General features: G+C 69.8%; 20 protein-coding genes. 18 read left to right on the top strand and 2 right to left on the bottom strand.

Features of this window, described 5'->3' with window-relative positions; translation table 11 throughout:
- Positions 1 to 57: 57 nt before the first annotated feature.
- From pgsA to CG723_RS32005, 15 genes are all read left to right on the top strand, one after another.
- The gene (pgsA, locus tag CG723_RS32075; protein WP_100597005.1) at positions 58 to 732 is read left to right on the top strand and encodes a phosphatidylinositol phosphate synthase; all 675 of its coding nucleotides are present in this window, start codon (positions 58 to 60) and stop codon (positions 730 to 732) included.
- The gene (locus CG723_RS32070; protein WP_100597004.1) at positions 729 to 1,634 is read left to right on the top strand and encodes a phosphatidylinositol mannoside acyltransferase; all 906 of its coding nucleotides are present in this window, start codon (positions 729 to 731) and stop codon (positions 1,632 to 1,634) included. The genes pgsA and CG723_RS32070 overlap by 4 nt, the downstream gene beginning before the upstream one ends.
- Positions 1,631 to 2,791, top strand: coding sequence for a glycosyltransferase family 4 protein (locus CG723_RS32065; protein ID WP_100597003.1), 1,161 nt, complete (start codon positions 1,631 to 1,633; stop codon positions 2,789 to 2,791). Before CG723_RS32070 ends, CG723_RS32065 begins: the two co-directional genes overlap by 4 nt.
- A 99-nt stretch (positions 2,792 to 2,890) precedes the next feature.
- Positions 2,891 to 3,436 carry a hypothetical protein gene (locus CG723_RS32060; protein WP_100597002.1) on the top strand — a complete coding sequence of 182 codons (546 nt, stop codon included), beginning with the start codon at positions 2,891 to 2,893 and terminating at the stop codon, positions 3,434 to 3,436.
- Positions 3,437 to 3,640: 204 nt separating this feature from the next.
- The gene (gene pdxS, locus CG723_RS32055; protein ID WP_234374648.1) at positions 3,641 to 4,489 is read left to right on the top strand and encodes a pyridoxal 5'-phosphate synthase lyase subunit PdxS; all 849 of its coding nucleotides are present in this window, start codon (positions 3,641 to 3,643) and stop codon (positions 4,487 to 4,489) included.
- Positions 4,489 to 5,094: a pyridoxal 5'-phosphate synthase glutaminase subunit PdxT gene (pdxT, locus tag CG723_RS32050; RefSeq protein WP_100597000.1), complete on the top strand. Its 606-nt coding sequence runs from the start codon at positions 4,489 to 4,491 to the stop codon at positions 5,092 to 5,094. The genes pdxS and pdxT overlap by 1 nt, the downstream gene beginning before the upstream one ends.
- Positions 5,095 to 5,169: 75 nt before the next feature.
- Positions 5,170 to 5,922, top strand: coding sequence for a YebC/PmpR family DNA-binding transcriptional regulator (locus tag CG723_RS32045; RefSeq protein WP_100596999.1), 753 nt, complete (start codon positions 5,170 to 5,172; stop codon positions 5,920 to 5,922).
- A gap of 104 nt (positions 5,923 to 6,026) precedes the next feature.
- Positions 6,027 to 6,575 (top strand): crossover junction endodeoxyribonuclease RuvC, encoded by a 549-nt coding sequence (gene ruvC / locus CG723_RS32040; protein WP_100596998.1) that lies wholly within the window; start codon positions 6,027 to 6,029, stop codon positions 6,573 to 6,575.
- Entirely contained in the window at positions 6,572 to 7,180 is a 609-nt protein-coding gene (gene ruvA / locus CG723_RS32035; RefSeq protein ID WP_100596997.1) for a Holliday junction branch migration protein RuvA, read from the top strand. The genes ruvC and ruvA overlap by 4 nt, the downstream gene beginning before the upstream one ends.
- 52 nt (positions 7,181 to 7,232) lie before the next feature.
- The gene (ruvB, locus tag CG723_RS32030; protein WP_100596996.1) at positions 7,233 to 8,306 is read left to right on the top strand and encodes a Holliday junction branch migration DNA helicase RuvB; all 1,074 of its coding nucleotides are present in this window, start codon (positions 7,233 to 7,235) and stop codon (positions 8,304 to 8,306) included.
- Positions 8,307 to 8,471: 165 nt separating this feature from the next.
- Positions 8,472 to 8,972 (top strand): preprotein translocase subunit YajC, encoded by a 501-nt coding sequence (gene yajC / locus CG723_RS32025; RefSeq protein WP_100596995.1) that lies wholly within the window; start codon positions 8,472 to 8,474, stop codon positions 8,970 to 8,972.
- Positions 8,973 to 9,111: 139 nt separating this feature from the next.
- On the top strand, positions 9,112 to 10,893 hold the full coding sequence (gene secD, locus CG723_RS32020; protein ID WP_100597130.1) for a protein translocase subunit SecD: 1,782 nt from the start codon (positions 9,112 to 9,114) through the stop codon (positions 10,891 to 10,893).
- 1 nt (position 10,894) lies between these two features.
- On the top strand, positions 10,895 to 12,016 hold the full coding sequence (secF, locus tag CG723_RS32015) for a protein translocase subunit SecF (protein WP_100596994.1): 1,122 nt from the start codon (positions 10,895 to 10,897) through the stop codon (positions 12,014 to 12,016).
- On the top strand, positions 12,013 to 12,552 hold the full coding sequence (locus CG723_RS32010) for an adenine phosphoribosyltransferase (RefSeq protein WP_100596993.1): 540 nt from the start codon (positions 12,013 to 12,015) through the stop codon (positions 12,550 to 12,552). Before secF ends, CG723_RS32010 begins: the two co-directional genes overlap by 4 nt.
- Positions 12,553 to 12,721: 169 nt before the next feature.
- Positions 12,722 to 15,313 carry a RelA/SpoT family protein gene (locus CG723_RS32005; RefSeq protein ID WP_100596992.1) on the top strand — a complete coding sequence of 864 codons (2,592 nt, stop codon included), beginning with the start codon at positions 12,722 to 12,724 and terminating at the stop codon, positions 15,311 to 15,313.
- 66 nt (positions 15,314 to 15,379) lie between these two features.
- Here CG723_RS32005 and CG723_RS32000 read toward each other — a convergent pair whose 3' ends face one another.
- Both CG723_RS32000 and CG723_RS31995 read right to left on the bottom strand, forming a co-directional pair.
- On the bottom strand, positions 15,380 to 16,612 hold the full coding sequence (locus tag CG723_RS32000) for a DUF349 domain-containing protein (protein ID WP_100596991.1): 1,233 nt from the start codon (positions 16,610 to 16,612) through the stop codon (positions 15,380 to 15,382).
- Between the two features lie 134 nt (positions 16,613 to 16,746).
- The gene (locus CG723_RS31995) at positions 16,747 to 17,559 is read right to left on the bottom strand and encodes a peptidylprolyl isomerase (protein WP_100596990.1); all 813 of its coding nucleotides are present in this window, start codon (positions 17,557 to 17,559) and stop codon (positions 16,747 to 16,749) included.
- A gap of 216 nt (positions 17,560 to 17,775) precedes the next feature.
- Here CG723_RS31995 and CG723_RS31990 point away from each other — a divergent pair, with 216 nt between their 5' ends.
- From CG723_RS31990 to CG723_RS31980, 3 genes are all read left to right on the top strand, one after another.
- Positions 17,776 to 18,486: an MBL fold metallo-hydrolase gene (locus tag CG723_RS31990; protein WP_100596989.1), complete on the top strand. Its 711-nt coding sequence runs from the start codon at positions 17,776 to 17,778 to the stop codon at positions 18,484 to 18,486.
- Between the two features lie 12 nt (positions 18,487 to 18,498).
- The gene (gene hisS / locus CG723_RS31985) at positions 18,499 to 19,761 is read left to right on the top strand and encodes a histidine--tRNA ligase (RefSeq protein ID WP_100596988.1); all 1,263 of its coding nucleotides are present in this window, start codon (positions 18,499 to 18,501) and stop codon (positions 19,759 to 19,761) included.
- A gap of 216 nt (positions 19,762 to 19,977) precedes the next feature.
- Positions 19,978 to 20,336, top strand: a 359-nt coding sequence (locus CG723_RS31980; protein ID WP_199841980.1) for a vitamin K epoxide reductase family protein, incomplete at its 3' end; no start/stop codon positions are given.

Here is a 20,336-nt window from a genome sequence, read left to right as displayed (position 1 = left end):
CGATGGGCCAGCCGGTGGCCAGAAGGGCCGCGCGGCCATCCGACCCTCGGGAAGGCCATGCTGAACAAGTACGCGCGTGCATTTTTCACGCGTGTCCTCACACCGTTCGCCGCGTTTCTCATCCGTCGCGGGGTCAGCCCCGACGCGGTCACGCTCATCGGCACGGCCGGGGTCGTGGCGGGCGCACTGGTCTTCTTCCCCCGCGGGGAGTTCTTCTGGGGCACGATCGTCATCACGCTGTTCGTGTTCTCGGACCTCGTGGACGGCAACATGGCGCGCCAGCTCGGCCGCACCAGCCGCTGGGGCGCGTTCCTCGACTCCACGCTCGACCGCGTCGCCGACGGCGCGATCTTCGGTGGCCTCGCCCTCTGGTACGCGGGATCCGGCGACAACAACATGCTGTGCGCCGTCTCCATCTTCTGCCTCGCCAGCGGCCAGGTCGTGTCGTACACCAAGGCCCGCGGCGAGGCCATCGGCCTGCCCGTCGCGGTGAACGGCCTGGTGGAGCGCGCCGAGCGGCTCGTGATCACCCTCGTCGCCGCGGGCCTCGCGGGGCTGCACAAGTTCGGCGTCCCCGGCATCCAGATCGTGCTGCCGATCGCCCTGTGGGCCGTCGCCGCGGGCAGCCTCGTGACGCTGATCCAGCGGATGGTGACCGTCCGCAGGGAGTCGGCCGAGGCCGACGCGGAGGGCGCGGCAGAGGCTTCCCAGGAGAGCGGGACCGCATCGTGAGCAACGCGCGCGAACGACTCGTCGACGCCCTTTACGGAGCGGGCTGGAGCACGGTCAAGAAGCTCCCGGAGCCCGTCGCGGTCCGCCTGGGCCGCACCATCGCCGACCTCGCGTGGAGGCGGCGCGGCAAGAGCGTCCTGCGCCTGGAGTCCAACCTCGCGCGCGTGGTGCCCGACGCCTCACCGGAGCGGCTCAAGCAGCTCTCCCGGGCGGGCATGCGCTCGTACCTGCGGTACTGGATGGAGTCGTTCCGGCTGCCGTCCTGGAGCGCCGACCGCGTACGGAACGGGTTCGACGTCGACGACGTCCACCACCTCACCGACGGCCTCGCCTCCGACAAGGGCGTCATCATCGCCCTGCCCCACCTGGGCAACTGGGACCTCGCGGGCGCCTGGGTCACCGCGAAGCTGGAGACCCCGTTCACGACGGTCGCCGAGCGGCTCAAGCCCGAGACCCTCTACGACCGCTTCGTGGCGTACCGCGAGAGCCTCGGCATGGAGGTGCTGCCGCACGAAGGCGGATCCGCCTTCGGTACGCTCGCCCGCCGGCTGCGCGCCGGCGGCCTGGTCTGTCTCGTCGCCGACCGCGATCTGTCCGAGTCCGGCGTCGAGGTGAAGTTCTTCGGCGACACCGCGCGCATGCCCGCGGGCCCCGCGATACTCGCCCAGCAGACCGGCGCCCTGCTCCTCCCGGTCACCCTCTGGTACGACGGGTCGCCCGTCATGCGCGGACGCATCCACGGGCCGATCGAGGTGCCCGAGACAGGTACCCGCGCCGAAAAGACGTCTGTCATGACACAGGCGCTGGCCGATGCCTTCGCCACCGGCATCGCCGACCACCCGGAGGACTGGCACATGCTGCAGCGCCTGTGGCTCGCTGACCTCGAGGAGCGCCGACCGTGAAGATCGGCATCGTCTGCCCGTACTCCTGGGACGTGCCGGGCGGCGTCCAGTTCCACATCCGCGACCTCGCGGAGCACCTCATCGCCCTGGGGCACGAGGTGTCCGTCCTGGCCCCGGCCGACGACGAGACCCCGCTGCCGCCGTACGTCGTCTCGGCGGGCCGCGCGGTCCCGGTGCCGTACAACGGCTCGGTCGCCCGGCTCAACTTCGGCTTCCTGAGCGCCGCGCGGGTGCGGCGCTGGCTGCACGACGGCACGTTCGACGTGATCCACATCCATGAGCCGGCCTCGCCCTCGCTGGGGCTGCTCTCCTGCTGGGCGGCTCAGGGCCCGATCGTCGCCACGTTCCACACGTCGAACCCGCGGTCCCGCGCCATGATCGCCGCGTATCCGATCCTCCAGCCCGCCCTGGAGAAGATCAGCGCGCGCATCGCGGTGAGCGAGTACGCGCGCCGCACGCTCGTGGAGCACCTCGGCGGGGACGCCGTCGTCATCCCGAACGGCGTCGACGTCGACTTCTTCGCCCGCGCCGAGCCCAAGGCCGAGTGGCAGGGCGGTACCATCGGCTTCATCGGGCGCATCGACGAGCCCCGCAAGGGTCTTCCCGTACTGATGAAGGCCCTGCCGAGGATCCTGGTCGAGCGGCCCGGGACCCGGCTGCTCGTGGCCGGACGCGGCGACGAGGAGGAGGCCGTCGAGAGCCTGCCCGCCGAGATGCGCGAACGTGTCGAGTTCCTCGGCATGGTCAGCGACGAGGACAAGGCCAGACTGCTGCGCAGCGTCGACCTGTACGTGGCCCCCAACACCGGCGGCGAGAGCTTCGGCATCATCCTCGTCGAGGCCATGTCGGCGGGCGCGCCGGTCCTGGCCTCGGACCTCGACGCGTTCGCGCAGGTCCTCGACCAGGGCGGCGCGGGCGAGCTGTTCGCCAACGAGGACGCGGACGCCCTCGCGGACTCGGCCGTCCGGCTCCTGGGCGACGCGGACCGGCGCGAGGAGCTGCGGGAGCGCGGCAGCAAGCACGTGCGGCGCTTCGACTGGTCGACCGTGGGGGCGGACATCCTGTCCGTGTACGAGACGGTGACCACCGGCGCGGCGGCCGTCGCCACCGACGAACGCAGCGGCCTGCGGGCCCGGTTCGGGCTCGCCCGCGACTGACGGGACGTACCGGCGTGCCACGCGCACAAACCGGTACGTCCCTCCCGTCCCGTACGCGGCTGATCGCCGCTGCGGGGCACGGCTGTAGCCTTTGCGCCCGTGACCTCCACTTTGATCTGGATCGCGGTCTTCCTCATCGCGGTCGGCCTCTACCTGAGCTGGACCGCCGGCCGCCTCGACCGGCTGCACGCCCGGATCGACGCGGCCCGCGCCGCCCTCGACGCCCAACTGCTGCGCCGCGCCTCGGTGGCGCAGGAGCTGGCCACCTCCGGAGTGCTCGACCCCGCCGCCTCGATCGTCCTGTACGAGGCCGCGCACGCGGCACGGCAGGCCGAGGAGGACCACCGTGAGGTCGCCGAGAGCGAGCTGAGCCAGGCGCTGCGGGCCGTGTTCGGCGAGGCAGGGCAGATGGAGGAGGTGCGCGCCGCCCCGGGCGGCCCCGACGCGGCCGAGGAGCTCGCTCAGGCCGTCCGCAGGGTGCCCATGGCCCGGCGCTTCCACAACGACGCCGTACGGGCCGCACGCGCCCTGCGCAGGCATCGCAAGGTGCGCTGGTTCCGGCTCGCGGGCCATGCGCCGTTCCCGCTGGCCTTCGAGATGGACGACGAGCCGCCCGTCGCGCTCGCCGACAGGCCCACCACGTAGGCCGACAGGCCCGCCACATAACAGGGGGACCAGGCGCGTTCGCGAAGAATGAGCCACCGGTCAGATATTGGCCCTTGATGTGGACTGGTCGCGGGGCGTTTCCTCTGTGGAGTAGCAAGCCCCCCTTTCCACCGAGCGAGGTCACCCGTGTCCAGCACCCCCCAGTTCGTCGAAACCACCGGCACCGCGCGCGTGAAGCGCGGCATGGCCGAGCAGCTCAAGGGCGGCGTGATCATGGACGTCGTCAACGCCGAGCAGGCGAAGATCGCCGAGGACGCCGGCGCGGTGGCCGTCATGGCGCTCGAGCGGGTGCCGGCCGACATCCGCAAGGACGGCGGAGTGGCCCGGATGTCCGACCCGAACATGATCGAGGAGATCATCGAGGCCGTCTCCATCCCGGTCATGGCCAAGTCCCGGATCGGCCACTTCGTGGAGGCCCAGGTCCTGCAGTCGCTCGGCGTCGACTACATCGACGAGTCCGAGGTTCTCACCCCGGCCGACGAGGTCAACCACAGCGACAAGTTCGCGTTCACGACCCCCTTCGTGTGCGGCGCCACCAACCTGGGCGAGGCCCTGCGCCGCATCGCCGAGGGCGCGGCCATGATCCGCTCGAAGGGCGAGGCCGGCACGGGCAACGTCGTCGAGGCCGTCCGCCACCTGCGCCAGATCAAGAACGAGATCGCCAAGCTGCGCGGCTTCGACAACAACGAGCTGTACGCCGCTGCCAAGGAGCTGCGCGCCCCCTACGAGCTCGTCAAGGAGGTCTCCGAGCTCGGCAAGCTGCCGGTGGTGCTGTTCTCCGCCGGTGGTGTCGCCACGCCCGCCGACGCCGCCCTGATGCGCCAGCTCGGCGCCGAGGGTGTCTTCGTCGGCTCCGGCATCTTCAAGTCCGGCGACCCGGCCAAGCGCGCCGCCGCCATCGTGAAGGCCACCACCTTCTACGACGACCCCAAGATCATCGCGGACGCCTCGCGCAACCTGGGCGAGGCCATGGTCGGCATCAACTGCGACACCCTCCCCGAGACCGAGCGCTACGCGAACCGGGGCTGGTAATGACCTCTCCCGTAGTGGGCGTCCTCGCGCTCCAGGGCGACGTACGGGAGCACCTCGTCGCCCTGGCCACGGCGGACGCCGTGGCCAGGCCCGTGCGGCGGCCCGAGGAACTGGCCGAGGTGGACGGCATCGTCCTGCCCGGCGGGGAGTCGACCACCATCTCCAAGCTGGCCGTCCTGTTCGGGCTCATGGAGCCCCTTCGTGCGCGCGTGCGTGAAGGCATGCCGGTGTACGGCACCTGCGCGGGGATGATCCTGCTCGCCGACAAGATCCTCGACCCGCGTTCGGGCCAGGAGACGGTCGGCGGGATCGACATGATCGTGCGCCGCAACGCCTTCGGACGTCAGAACGAGTCCTTCGAGGCGGCGGTCGACGTACGCGGCGTGGAGGGCGACCCCGTGGAGGGCGTCTTCATCCGCGCCCCCTGGGTGGAGTCCGTGGGCGCCCGTGCCGAAGTACTCGCGGAGTACGACGGGCACATAGTCGCTGTACGGCAGGACAACGCCCTCGCCACGTCCTTCCACCCCGAGCTGACCGGCGACCACAGGATGCACGCACTGTTCGTCGACATGGTGCGGGCGAAGCAGGTGGCCGGGTCCTTGTAGGATCTCGGGGGGTCCCCCGGCCCTTGAGGCCAGGGGGAGTTCGTACTGGGTTGGTTACGCGAAGGAGACAGGCAGATGTCCGGCCACTCTAAATGGGCTACGACGAAGCACAAGAAGGCCGTGATCGACGCCAAGCGCGGCAAGCTCTTCGCGAAGATGATCAAGAACATCGAGGTCGCTGCCCGCACGGGTGGCTCCGACGTGTCCGGCAACCCGACGCTCTTCGACGCCATCCAGAAGGCCAAGAAGAGCTCGGTCCCTAACAAGAACATCGACTCCGCGGTCAAGCGCGGTGCCGGCCTCGAGGCCGGTGGCGCCGACTACGAGACGATCATGTACGAGGGCTACGGTCCCAACGGTGTCGCGGTGCTCATCGAGTGCCTCACCGACAACCGCAACCGTGCCGCGTCCGACGTGCGTGTCGCCATGACCCGCAACGGCGGCAACATGGCCGACCCCGGTTCCGTCTCGTACCTGTTCAACCGCAAGGGTGTCGTGATCGTCCCCAAGGGTGAGCTGTCCGAGGACGACGTCCTCGGTGCCGTGCTCGACGCGGGTGCCGAAGAGGTCAACGACCTCGGTGAGTCCTTCGAGGTGCTCAGCGAGGCCACCGACCTGGTCGCGGTGCGCACCGCGCTCCAGGAGGCCGGCATCGACTACGACTCGGCCGACGCCAACTTCGTCCCGACCATGCAGGTCGAGCTGGACGAGGAGGGCGCCCGCAAGATCTTCAGGCTCATCGACGCGCTCGAGGACAGCGACGACGTGCAGAACGTCTTCGCCAACTTCGACGTGAGCGACGAGGTCATGGAGAAGGTCGACGCCTGACACGCAGGCAGCGCACGGGCCGACGGGACACAGACCCGTCGGCCCGTCGCATTGTCAGCGGTACCCGATAGCCTGCACAAACTGGCTATCGAAGGAGGGGCGGGGTGCGCGTACTCGGCGTGGACCCGGGGCTGACCCGGTGCGGTGTCGGCGTGGTCGAGGGGGTCGCGGGGCGGCCTCTGACGATGCGCGGTGTCGGCGTCGTACGGACCCCGGCCGACGCGGAGTTGGGCCACCGCCTCGTCGCCATCGAGCAGGGCATCGAGCAGTGGCTGGACGAGTACCGGCCCGAATTCGTCGCCGTGGAGCGGGTGTTCAGCCAGCACAACGTGCGGACGGTCATGGGGACGGCCCAGGCGAGCGCGGTCGCGATGCTCTGCGCCAGCCGCCGCGGCATCCCCGTGGCCCTCCACACGCCCAGCGAGGTCAAGGCCGCCGTGACGGGCAGCGGACGGGCCGACAAGGCTCAGGTGGGCGCCATGGTGACGCGCCTGCTGAGACTGGACGCTCCTCCCAAGCCCGCCGACGCGGCCGACGCTCTGGCCCTCGCCATCTGCCACATCTGGCGCGCCCCCGCGCAGAACAGACTCCAGCAGGCCGTCGCCCTGCACGCATCGAAATCAGCCACAGCACCGAAAGGCCGTATCGCATGATCGCCTTCGTCAGCGGCCCGGTGGCCGCGCTCGCCCCTGACACCGCGGTGGTCGAGGTCGGCGGCATCGGCATGGCCGTCCAGTGCACTCCGAACACGCTCTCCGGCCTCCGCATCGGCCAGCAGACCAAGCTCGCCACCTCCCTCGTCGTACGCGAGGACTCGCTCACGCTGTACGGCTTCGCCGACGACGACGAGCGGCAGACCTTCGAGCTGCTCCAGACCGCCAGCGGCGTCGGCCCGCGCCTCGCGCAGGCGATGCTCGCCGTGCACAGCCCCGACGCGCTGCGCGGCGCTGTCGCCTCCGGTGACGAGAAGTCGCTCACCGCCGTGCCCGGCATCGGCAAGAAGGGCGCCCAGAAGCTGCTCATCGAACTCAAGGACCGGCTCGGTGCGCCCCTCGGCACCGGTACGCGCGTGGGCGCCCCCGTGACGTCAGGCTGGCGCGACCAGCTGCACGCCGCCCTCATCGGGCTCGGCTACGCCACGCGCGAGGCCGACGAGGCCATCGAGGCCGTCGCCCCGCAGGCCGAGGAGGAGGGCGGCACGCCGCAGGTCGGCAAGCTCCTCAAGGCCGCGCTCCAGACGCTGAACCGCACCCGCTGACCGGGCCGCGCCCGCTCCCCGCCCGAACCACCACCACCGCGAGGCACACCTCATGAACTGGGACGACACGACCGACGCGACGCCCGACACCGAGCGGCTCGTGGGCTCTGTCGCCGACGGCGAGGACCAGGCGGTCGAGGCCGCCCTGCGCCCCAAGGACCTGGGCGAGTTCATCGGCCAGGAGAAGGTCCGCGAGCAGCTCGACCTGGTCCTCAGGGCGGCGCGCGCGCGTGGTGCCACCGCCGACCACGTCCTGCTCTCCGGCGCGCCCGGCCTCGGCAAGACCACCCTCTCCATGATCATCGCGGCCGAGATGGGCGCCCCCATCCGGATCACCAGCGGCCCGGCCATCCAGCACGCCGGCGACCTGGCCGCGATCCTCTCGTCCCTCCAGGAGGGCGAGGTCCTCTTCCTCGACGAGATCCACCGCATGTCCCGCCCCGCCGAAGAGATGCTCTACATGGCGATGGAGGACTACCGGGTCGACGTCATCGTCGGCAAGGGCCCCGGCGCCACGGCCATCCCGCTGGAGCTGCCCCCGTTCACCCTCGTCGGCGCCACCACGCGCGCGGGCCTCCTGCCCCCGCCGCTGCGCGACCGCTTCGGCTTCACGGCGCACATGGAGTTCTACGAGCCGGCCGAGCTGGAGCGCGTCATCCACCGCTCCGCGAACCTCCTCGACGTGGAGATCGACTCTCAGGGCGCCGCCGAGATCGCCGGTCGCTCCCGCGGCACCCCCCGTATCGCCAACCGCCTGCTGCGCCGGGTCCGCGACTACGCGCAGGTCAAGGCCGACGGCCACATCACCCGTGACATCGCCGGGGTGGCCCTCGGCGTCTACGAGGTGGACGGCCGCGGCCTCGACCGGCTCGACCGCGCCGTCCTCGAAGCGCTGATCAAGCTCTTCGGCGGCGGCCCCGTAGGACTCTCCACCCTCGCGGTCGCCGTGGGGGAGGAGCGCGAGACGGTCGAGGAGGTCGCCGAACCCTTCCTCGTACGAGAGGGTCTGCTCGCCCGTACGCCGCGAGGCCGGGTCGCCACGCCCGCGGCCTGGGCCCACCTCGGCCTCACGCCGCCCCAGCGGACAAGGGGAACAAGCGGACAAGGGGACCTGTTCGGGGCGTGATCGCGCAGGGTAGTCGCCAGGTCAGGAACCCCGGTGCCATGCTGAGCGTTGTTCCTTGAGTGCGGACTCGCTTAGACTCCGCCGATGCCGCCCATGTGGACGGCGTGCCCACCCCCATCCAACTGGCCGCCTACGTGCGCGGTCGTGCGAAGGAATTTCCGTCCCGTGAATATCGTGACCCTCCTCCCGTTCATCGTGCTCATCGGGGCCATGTTCCTGATGACCCGCTCCGCCAAGAAGAAGCAGCAGGCGGCAGGCCAGATGCGGGACCAGATGCAGCCCGGTTCCGGCGTCCGCACGATCGGGGGCATGTACGCCACCGTCAAGGAGGTCCACGACGAGATGGTCCTTCTGGAGGTGGCCCCCGGCGTCCACGCCGTCTACGCGAAGAACTCGATCGGCGCCGTCCTGGCCGACGACGAGTACAACCGCATCGTCCACGGCACCGAGAGTGACGACAACGATGACCACGACGCCCTCGGCGCCGATGGTGCGGTCGTGCCGGACGACGCTTCCTCCCTCACCGAGACCGACGAGCCCGCCGACGCCTCGGACGACTCGCGCATCGACCTCGACAAGAAGGACGAGGCTGCTGCCACTGACGTAGCCTCCGAGGCCGACGGCGCTGAGCCGAAGAAGACCGACGGCGAGTCCGACGCGAAGTAGTCACGCCCCCAGGACCGCGCGCGCCCGCTCGCGCTCCGCGGTCCCGGACGTGTGATTTCCGCACGGATTCTCGACACCATTTCATGGCCGTCCGGGCACGTACCCCGCTGCGGGACGGATGGAGAGGGAGAACGAGAAGGTGGCAGCACCCAAGAAGGGCCGAAGTCACGGCGCCCAGAGCAGGCCGGGCCGCACACTGGCCTTCATCCTGATCGCGATGGTGGCGCTGACCGGCGGGATGTTCCTGTCCGGCCACACCACGCCGCGCCTGGGCATCGACCTCGCCGGTGGTACGAGCATCACGCTCAAGGCGAAGAGCGAGCCGGGTCAGAAGAACGCGGTCAACCAGACCAACATGAACACGGCCGTGAGCATCATCGAGCGCCGCGTCAACGGTCTGGGTGTCACGGAGTCCGAGGTCCAGACACAGGGCTCCGACAACATCATCGTCAACATCCCCAAGGGGACGAACGAGGCGCAGGCGCGCGAGCAGGTCGGCACGACCGCCCAGCTCTACTTCCGCCCCGTGCTCACCGTGGCCGCCGGTGCGCCCACTCCCGAGCCCTCCGCCAGCCCTTCCGGCTCGGACAAGGGCAAGGCCACCGACAAGGCGACCGACAAGGCCACGGACGGCGGCAACGGCAAGGCGTCCAGCACGCCGACCGCCTCGCCGACCTCGTCCGCGACGTCGCAGGGCCGCGCCGTCACCGACGGTCTGAAGGCCGACTCCTCGCCGTCGCCGAGCGCCAGCGCCTCCGCGAGCGGCAAGCCCACCCCCTCGGCCAGCTCCACCCCGGACCCGGCCACCGCCGCACTGCAGAAGAAGTTCACGGACCTCAACTGCACCGACAAGGCCGCCCGCAGCCAGGTCGCGTCGGGCGTCAAGCCCGAGGACCCCGCCGTGGCGTGCGGTAAGAACTCGTCCGGCCAGTGGGAGAAGTACGTCCTCGGCCCCGCCGAGGTGAACGGCAAGGACGTCGACAAGGCGCAGGCCACGATCAACCAGCAGACCGGCGCCTGGGTCGTCAACATGGACTTCACGGGCGGCGGCTCGAAGAAGTTCGCGAAGATCACCAGCAAGCTCTCGCAGCAGCAGCCTCCGATGAACCAGTTCGCCATCGTGCTCGACGGCGACGTGGTCTCGGCTCCCAGCGTCAGCTCGACCCTGAGCGGCAGCGCGGAGATCTCCGGCAGCTTCGACCAGCAGTCCGCCCAGGATCTCGCCAACGTGCTGTCCTACGGTGCCCTCCCGCTCTCCTTCCAGGAGCAGAGCGTCACGACGGTCACCGCGGCCCTCGGCGGCGAGCAGCTGCACGCCGGCCTGATCGCCGGCGCCATCGGCCTCCTGCTGGTCGTGATCTACCTGGTGGTCTACTACCGCGGCCTGTCGCTGATCGCGCTCGCCTCGCTCATGGTGTCCGCGATCCTCACCTACGTGATCATGACGCTCCTCGGCCCGGCCATCGGCTTCGCGCTGAACCTGCCGGCGGTCTGCGGCGCGATCGTGGCGATCGGCATCACGGCCGACTCGTTCATCGTGTTCTTCGAACGCATCAGGGACGAGATCCGTGAGGGTCGCTCGCTGCGGCCCTCCGTCGAGCGCGCCTGGCCGCGAGCCCGGCGCACGATCCTGGTCTCCGACTTCGTGTCGTTCCTCGCCGCCGCGGTGCTGTTCGTCGTCACCGTCGGCAAGGTCCAGGGCTTCGCGTTCACGCTCGGCCTGACCACCGTGCTCGACGTGGTCGTCGTGTTCCTGTTCACCAAGCCGCTGATGACGATCCTGGCCCGCAAGAAGTTCTTCGCGAGCGGACACCCGTGGTCCGGGCTCGACCCGAAGCGCCTCGGCGCCAAGCCGCCACTGCGCCGCACGCGCCGTGCTCCCGGCTCTCCCGTAGGCCCTGTCGACACGAAGGAGGCGTGAGATGTCGAAGCTCGGCCATCTCGGCGCCCGGCTCATCCGCGGTGAAGTCGGCTACGACTTCATCGGCAAGCGCAAGATCTGGTACGGCGTCTCGATCCTGATCACCATCACGGCCATTGTCGGCCTGGCGGTGCGTGGTCTGAACATGGGCATCGAGTTCGAGGGAGGCGCGGTCTTCACCACCCCGAAGACCAGCGTCTCCGCGGGCACGGCGGAGCGGTCCGCCGAAGCGGCTTCCAGCCACGACGCGATCGTCCAGGAGCTCGGCACCGGCGGTCTGCGCATCCAGATCTCCGGCGTGGACACCGCGAAGTCCGACCAGATCAAGACCCAACTCTCGAAGGACCTCAACGTCCCCGAGGCGAAGATCAACGCCGACCTCGTCGGACCCAGCTGGGGCGAGACGATCGCCAACAAGGCATGGACCGGCCTGATCGTGTTCATGATCCTCGTGGTGATCTATCTGGCCATCGCCTTCGAGTGGCGCATGGCGATCGCGGCCCTGGTAGCACTGATCCACGACCTCACGATCACGGTCGGGATCTACGCGCTGGTCGGCTTCGAGGTCACCACGGGCACCATCATCGGTCTGCTGACCATCCTCGGTTACTCGCTCTACGACACGGTGGTCGTCTTCGACTCCTTGAAGGAGGGCACGAAGGACATCACCAAGCAGACCCGCTTCACGTACAGCGAGGTCGCCAACCGTTCCATCAACGGCACGCTGGTGCGTTCGATCAACACCACGGTCGTCGCGCTGCTGCCGGTGGCGGGCCTGCTGTTCATCGGCGGCGGCTTCCTCGGCGCGGGCATGCTCAACGACATCTCGCTGTCGCTGTTCGTAGGCCTCGCGGCCGGTGCGTACTCGTCGATCTTCATCGCCACTCCGCTCGTCGCCGACCTCAAGGAACGCGACCCGCAGATCAAGGCCCTGAAGAAGCGCGTGCTCGCCAAGCGCGCGGCGGCGGCCGCCAAGGGCGAGTCCGCCGAGGCCCCGGAGCCGCAGGACGACGACTACGACGACCCGTCGGACGACGAGGCCACGACCGCGGTCGTCGGCCCGCGGCACCAGCCCGCGTCGCGCAACCGGGGCCGCGGGCGGCCTTCGGGGAAGCGCCGATGACCGACATCAAGGAGCTGCTGCTCAGCCGCATCCGCGATGTGCCGGACTACCCGGAGCCGGGCGTGATGTTCAAGGACATCACCCCGCTCCTGGCGGACCCGTCGGCCTTCACGGCACTCACGGACGCCCTCGCGGAGCTCTGCGTCGCGAACGGCGCCACCAAGGTCGTCGGCCTGGAGGCGCGCGGGTTCATCCTGGGCGCCCCCGTCGCCGTACGCGCCGGGCTCGGCTTCATCCCCGTACGCAAGGCCGGCAAGCTCCCCGGGGCGACGCTCAGCCAGTCGTACGACCTGGAGTACGGGTCGGCCGAGATCGAGGTGCACGCCGAGGACCTGGTCGCGGGTGACCGGGTCATGGTGATCGACGACGTCCTCGCCACCGGTGGTACGGCCGAGGCGTCGGTGCGGCTCATCCGGCGCGCGGGCGCCGAGGTCGCCGGCATCGCCGTCCTGATGGAGCTGGGTTTCCTGAGCGGCCGCGAGCGGCTGCTCCCGGCCCTCGACGGCGCCCCGCTGGACTCACTGCTCATGGTCTGAACACCTGGTCACAGGCGTAAAGGCGGGCCCGGAGGAATCCGGTGCCCGCCTTTTGCGTTTCCGCACTTGAAAGCCGTCCCACCGGCCGAAGGCGAGCGAGCGGCCCAGTGTCGATACCATGGGCTCTCCGGGACCTGAACGGGGGACCCGTCGCGCACGAGGAGCGCCGTTGCCAGACGAGGCCAAGCCACTCTCCCCCAGCGCCGAGCGCGTGGGGGTACCCACAGCCGCCAAGCCCGACCAGAAGGCCGACCAGGCCGCGGCTGCCACAGTCGTGCCCGCGAAGCCCGGGAAGACCGGGCAGAGCGCCGCCGGCACGCCGGGCGGCAAGGCGGCCGAGCAGCAGCCGCGCCCCAAGCCTCCCGCCGACAAGCGCCCGGCCCCCGGCCCCGAGGCCGCCGCCCCGGCCCCTGCCGCGCCGCCCACCCCGCCCGTGGTGCGCCCCGCAGCGGGCCAGCCCGCCCGCTCCGGCTCCTCGAACCGCGTCCGCGCCCGCCTCGCCCGTCTCGGCGTCCAGCGCTCGAACCCGTACAACCCCGTTCTCGAGCCCTTGCTGCGGATAGTGCGCAGCAACGACCCGAAGATCGAGACGTCCACGCTGCGCCAGGTCGAGCGCGCCTACCAGGTCGCCGAGCGCTGGCACCGCGGTCAGAAGCGCAAGAGCGGCGACCCGTACATCACGCACCCGCTCGCGGTGACGACGATCCTCGCCGAGCTCGGCATGGACCCCGCGACGCTGATGGCGGGCCTGCTGCACGACACGGTCGAGGACACCGAGTACGGCCTGGACACCCTGCGCCGCGACTTCGGCGACCAGGTCGCCCTGCTCGTCGACGGCGTCACCAAGCTGGACAAGGTCAAGTTCGGCGAGGCCGCGCAGGCCGAGACCGTCCGCAAGATGGTTGTCGCGATGGCCAAGGACCCGCGCGTCCTGGTCATCAAGCTCGCCGACCGCCTGCACAACATGCGCACGATGCGGTACCTCAAGCGCGAGAAGCAGGAGAAGAAGGCCCGCGAGACGCTGGAGATCTACGCCCCGCTGGCGCACCGCCTGGGCATGAACACCATCAAGTGGGAGCTGGAGGACCTCGCCTTCGCGATCCTCTACCCCAAGATGTACGACGAGATCGTGCGTCTGGTGGCCGAGCGCGCGCCCAAGCGCGACGAGTACCTCGCCATAGTGACCGACGAGGTGCAGAGCGACCTGCGCGCCGCCCGCATCAAGGCGACCGTCACCGGCCGCCCGAAGCACTACTACAGCGTCTACCAGAAGATGATCGTCCGCGGCCGTGACTTCGCGGAGATCTACGACCTGGTGGGCATTCGTGTCCTTGTCGACACGGTGAGGGACTGTTACGCCGCCCTCGGCACGGTGCACGCGCGATGGAACCCGGTCCCCGGCCGGTTCAAGGACTACATCGCGATGCCCAAGTTCAACATGTACCAGTCGCTGCACACGACGGTGATCGGCCCCAACGGCAAGCCCGTTGAGCTGCAGATCCGTACGTTCGACATGCACCGCCGCGCCGAGTACGGCATCGCGGCGCACTGGAAGTACAAGCAGGAGGCCGTCGCCGGTGCCTCCAAGGTGCGCTCCGACGCCCCGAAGAGCACGGGCAAGGACGACCACCTCAACGACATGGCGTGGCTGCGCCAGTTGCTCGACTGGCAGAAGGAGACGGAGGACCCGGGCGAGTTCCTGGAGTCCCTGCGCTTCGACCTGTCGCGCAACGAGGTCTTCGTCTTCACGCCGAAGGGCGACGTCATAGCGCTGCCGGCCGGTGCGACCCCGGTGGACTTCTCGTACGCGGTCCACACCGAGGTCGGCCACCGGACCATAGGAGCACGGGTCAACGGGCGGCTCGTTCCGCTCGAATCGACCCTGGACAACGGCGACTTGGTGGAGGTCTTCACCTCCAAGGCCGAAGGCGCGGGCCCGTCCCGCGACTGGCTCGGCTTCGTCAAGTCGCCCCGGGCGCGCAACAAGATCCGTGCCTGGTTCTCCAAGGAGCGCCGCGACGAGGCGATCGAGCAGGGCAAGGACGCCATCGTCCGCGCCATGCGCAAGCAGAACCTGCCGATCCAGCGGATCCTGACGGGCGACTCGCTGGTCACGCTCGCGCACGAGATGCGCTACCCCGACATCTCGTCCCTGTACGCGGCGATCGGCGAAGGCCACGTCACCGCGCAGAGCGTCGTCCAGAAGCTCGTCCAGGCCCTCGGCGGCGAGGAGGCCGCCAACGAGGACATCGCCGAGAGCGCGCCCCCGTCGCGCGGCCGCTCCAAGCGCCGGGCGAACGCCGACCCCGGCGTGGTCGTCAAGGGCGTCGAGGACGTGTGGGTCAAGCTGGCCCGCTGCTGCACGCCCGTCCCCGGCGACCCCATCATCGGCTTCGTCACGCGCGGCAGCGGCGTATCGGTGCACCGCAGCGACTGTGTGAACGTCGAGTCGCTGTCCCGTGAGCCCGAGCGGATCCTCGAGGTCGAGTGGGCGCCCACGCAGTCCTCGGTCTTCCTCGTCGCCATACAGGTCGAGGCCCTCGACCGCTCTCGGCTGCTCTCGGACGTCACCAGGGTCCTGTCCGACCAGCACGTCAACATCCTGTCCGCGGCCGTGCAGACGTCCCGCGACCGGGTGGCCACCTCCCGCTTCACCTTCGAGATGGGCGACCCCAAGCACCTGGGTCACGTCCTGAAGGCGGTCAGGGGAGTGGAGGGCGTCTACGACGTCTACCGCGTGACGTCGGCGCGCAGACCGTAGCCGACAGACATGGGAAGGGCCCCCGGCGCTCAGCGCCGGGGGCCCTTCCCATCATGCGATGACTGCTCAGCCGCCGAACTCGTGCAGGCCCTTGAGCGCCTGGTCGAGCAGCGCCTGACGGCCGTCGAGCTCACGCTCCAGCTTGTCGGCCTTCGCGTTGTTGCCCTGCGCGCGGGCCGTCTCGATCTGGCCCCGCAGCTTGTCGACCGCGGCCTGGAGCTGACCGGTGAGCCCCTCGGCACGCGCGCGTGCCTCCGGGTTCGTCCGGCGCCACTCGGTCTCCTCGGACTCCTGAAGTGCCCGCTCCACGGCGTGCATCCGGCCCTCGACCTTCGGACGCGCGTCGCGCGGCACGTGGCCGATGGCCTCCCAGCGCTCGTTGATCGAGCGGAAGGCGGCGCGGGCCGTCTTCAGGTCCCCGATCGGCAGGAGCTTCTCGGCCTCGTCGGCGAGCTCCTCCTTGAGCTTGAGGTTCTCGCCCTGCTCGGCGTCCCGCTCGGCGAAGACCGAGCTGCGCGCCGCGAAGAACACGTCCTGGGCGCCGCGGAAGCGGTTCCACAGGTCGTCCTCGTGCTCGCGCTGGGCGCGGCCCGCGGCCTTCCAGTCCGTCATCAGCTCGCGGTACCGGGCGGCCGTGGTCCCCCAGTCGGTCGAGCCCGACAGCGACTCGGCCTCGGCGACCAGCTTCTCCTTGGCCTGACGGGCATCCTCGCGCTGCGCGTCCAGCGAGGCGAAGTGCGCCTTGCGGCGCTTCGAGAACGCCGAGCGCGCGTGCGAGAAGCGGTGCCACAGCTCGTCGTCCGACTTGCGGTCCAGACGCGGCAGACCCTTCCAGGTGTCCACCAGCGCCCGCAGCCGCTCGCCGGCCGCGCGCCACTGCTCGCTCTGGGCCAGCTCCTCGGCCTCGGTGACCAGGGCCTCCTTGGCGTGCCGCGCCTCGTCGGACTGCTTCGCCTTCTGGACCTTGCGCTCCTCGCGGCGCGCGTCGACGGTCTCGACGAGCTTGTCCAGGCGCTTGCCCAGCGCCTCCAGATCGCCGACGGCGTGCGCGTCGGTCACCTGCTCGCGCAGGTGCTCGATGGCGGTCGTGGCGTCCTTCGCCGACAGGTCGGTCGTCTGCACCCGGCGCTCGAGGAGCCCGATCTCGACGACCAGGCCGTCGTACTTGCGCTTGAAGTAGGCGAGGGCCTCGTCAGGAGAACCTGCCTGCCACGAACCGACTTCACGCTCGCTGCCGTCGGCCGAACGCACGTACACGGTCCCCGTCTCATCGACGCGGCCCCACGGGTCGCTGCTCACAGCGCCTCCTCCACATGATGCCTGCGGGGCGCCTTGGGCCCCCGGGCATCGTCCACAGTTTCGTCACGGCCAACATAGGCGACCGGCGGGGCGGCTGTCCGCATCCCGCGCGACCGAAATTTCACCGCCGGCGGTCAGGATTTCTTCACGGTCGCCTTGTCGATCACGACGGTGGCGTTCGGGGCGCCGTCACCCTGCCCGGTGCTCTCACCTGCGGCGGCGATCTTCTTGAGCACCTTCATGCCGGAATCGGAAATGGTCCCGAACGGTGTGTAGCTCGGCGGCAACTGACTGTCCTGGTACACGAGGAAGAACTGGCTGCCGCCGGTGTGCTTCTGGCCCGTGTTCGCCATCGCGATCGTGCCCGCCGGATACACGTTCCCCTTCAGGCTTTTGTCCTTCAGGTTCTCGTCCGGGATCGTGTAGCCCGGGCCGCCCGCGCCGGTGCCCTTCGGGTCGCCGCACTGCAGGACGTAGATCCCGTTGGTGGTGAGCCGGTGGCACTTCGTGTGGTCGAAGAAGCCCTTGCCGGCGAGGAAGTCGAAGGAGTTGACGGTGTGCGGAGCCTCCTTCGCCTTGAGCCCGATGCCGATGTCGCCGCACGTCGTCGCGAGGTTCATCGTGTAGCCGGCCGACTTGTCGATGGTGAGCGCCGGCTCCTTCTTCCAGCTGAGCGGCTTCACCTTGCCCGCGGCGGGCTTCTCGCACGGGTCGGCGGCCTTGGAGGGGCTCGCGCTCGGCTTGGAGGCCGCGGAGTCCTTCTTGTCCTTGCCGTCGAAGGCCCCGGCGGCGAACGCGCCGGCGCCCGCCACCACGACCACGGCCAACGCCGACGCGATCACCGTGTTGCGTGTGCGCGCCCTGCGCCGCGCCGACTCCCGCCGCTGCTGCTGCCGCAAGAACTTCTCCCGGGCGAGCTGCCGCCGCCGCTGATCGTTGCTGACCACCGGGTCTACTCCTCGTACGTCGCGAGACCTGATTCCGAACCGATCCGAAGTGATTCGAACGGGACGAACCGGGTCTGAACTGGACCTGTTACGACCGCCTGCTGTGTGCCCCGTACCGTATATGGGTTAGCTGTGGAATCGGCAGCGCCGGTAGGCTCTGATCTGCCGCATTCTTCTGCGGACACACTTCCGCCGGACGACATACGAAGGACGATCGTGCTGATTGCCGGGTTCCCCGCCGGGGCCTGGGGCACCAACTGTTACCTGGTTGCCCCCGCCGCGGGTGAGGAGTGCGTGATCATCGACCCCGGCCACCAGGCCACCCAGGGAGTCGAGGACGCGCTCGAGAAGCATCGGCTCAAGCCGGTCGCCGTCATCCTCACGCATGGCCACATCGACCACGTCGCCTCCGTCGTCCCCGTGTGCGGGGCCCATGACGTCCCGGCGTGGATCCACCCCTCCGACCGCTACATGATGAGCGATCCGGAGAAGGCGCTCGGCCGCTCCATCGGCATGCCGCTGATGGGTGAGCTGACCGTGGGGGAGCCCGACGACGTGCGGGAGCTGAGCGACGGCGCCGAACTGAAGCTGGCGGGTCTCGACCTGACCGTGGCGCACGCGCCGGGTCATACCAAGGGGTCGGTGGCCTTCACGATGCCCGAGAGCGCGGACATCCCGTCCGTGTTCTTCTCCGGGGATCTGCTCTTCGCCGGCTCCATCGGACGCACCGATCTGCCCGGTGGCTCCATGGACGACATGCTCGAATCGCTGGCACGCGTGTGCCTGCCGCTCGACGACCGGACCGTGGTGCTCTCCGGGCACGGCTCCCAGACGACCATCGGCCAGGAACGCGCCACCAACCCGTATCTGCGGCAGGTGGCCGCCGGCCAGGGAACCTCCTTCGAGGCTCCCCGACGAGGAATGTGACGAGAGACTTCCGTGAGCACCTTTCAGGCCCCCAAGGGCACGTACGACCTGCTTCCCCCCGACTCCGCGACGTACCTCGCGGTACGCGACGCCATCTCCACCCCGCTGAGGAACTCCGGCTACGGCTACGTCGAGACGCCCGGCTTCGAAAACGTCGAGCTGTTCGCGCGTGGTGTCGGTGAGTCCACCGACATCGTCACCAAGGAGATGTACGCCTTCGAGACCAAGGGCGGCGACAAGCTCGCCCTGCGCCCCGAAGGCACCGCGTCCGTGCTGCGCGCCGCCCTGGAGGCCAACCTCCACAAGGCCGGCAACCTCCCGGTCAAGCTCTGGTACTCGGGCTCGTACTACCGCTACGAGCGCCCCCAGAAGGGCCGTTACAGGCACTTCTCGCAGGTCGGCGCCGAGGCGATCGGCGCGGAGGACCCGGCGCTCGACGCCGAGCTGATCATCCTGGCCGACCAGGCGTACCGCTCGCTCGGGCTGCGCGACTTCCGCATCCTGCTGAACTCGCTCGGCGACAACGAGTGCCGGCCCGTCTACCGCGCGGCGCTCCAGGACTTCCTGCGCGGCCTCGACCTCGACGAGGACACCCTGCGCCGCGCCGAGATCAACCCGCTGCGCGTCCTCGACGACAAGCGCCCCGACGTCCAGAAGCAGCTCGTCGGCGCGCCCTCGCTGCGCGACTACCTGTGCGACGGCTGCAAGGCGTACCACGAGCAGGTCCGTGAACTCCTGACCGCCGAGGGCGTCGCCTATGAGGACGACGAGAAGCTGGTCCGCGGGCTCGACTACTACACGCGCACCACGTTCGAGTTCGTCCACGACGGTCTCGGCTCGCAGTCCGCGGTGGGCGGCGGCGGCCGCTACGACGGCCTGTCCGAGATGATCGGCGGCCCGTCGCTGCCGTCCGTCGGCTGGGCGCTCGGCGTCGACCGCACGGTCCTGGCGCTGGAGGCGGAGGGCGTGGAGCTCGAACTCCCCTCCACCACCAGCGTGTTCGCGGTGCCGCTCGGCGACGAGGCCCGCCGCGTCCTCTTCTCGAAGGTCACGGAGCTGCGCCGGGCCGGCGTCTCCGCCGACTTCTCGTACGGCGGCAAGGGTCTCAAGGGCGCGATGAAGAACGCGAACCGCAGCGGCGCCCGCTTCACCATCGTCGCCGGCGAACGCGACCTCGCCGACGGCGTCGTCCAGCTCAAGGACATGGAGTCGGGCGAGCAGGACGCGGTGGCGGTCGAGGAGATCGTGGCTGTCCTGAAGGCCAAGCTGGCGTAGTCGGGCCTCAGGAGCAGGAAAGGAGCGGGGCACGCGCGTGCCCCGCTCCTTTCCTGTTCGTGCCATGTGTCGTCATGTCAGGGAGCGCCCCGTCGGAGCGAACGCTTCGGGACCGTCGGCCGTACATGCTTATGTCCATCGAACGGTGGACACACAGGCGCGTGCGGCAGAATAAGGCTGCCAGCAGGCCACCACCTCAAGCGACGGAACGGCGTGATGAGCAAGACGACCACGGCAAGCGACAGCGCCTCTTCCACCGGCGGCGACGGAGCGGGCGCTCCCCGCAGTGCCGGGGGCTCCCTGGGTTTCGCGCTGCTTCTGGTGATCACCGGTGCGGCGGGGCTGCTCGCGGCGTGGGTCATCACGATCGACAAGTTCAAGCTGCTCGAGGACCCGAACTTCACGCCGGGCTGCAGTCTGAACCCGGTCGTGTCGTGCGGGAACATCATGAAGAGCGAGCAGGCGTCGGCGTTCGGGTTCCCGAATCCGATGCTGGGGCTCGCGGCCTACGCGATCGTGATCTGTGTGGGGATGAGCCTGCTGGGGCGGGCGAGCTTCCCGCGCTGGTACTGGCT

Origin of the sequence: Streptomyces sp. CB01635 (genome assembly GCF_002803065.1) — a bacterium.
GTDB lineage: Bacteria > Actinomycetota > Actinomycetes > Streptomycetales > Streptomycetaceae > Streptomyces.
Note: the sequence above shows the minus strand (reverse complement) of the source record. Positions and strands in the feature narration are given on the sequence as shown.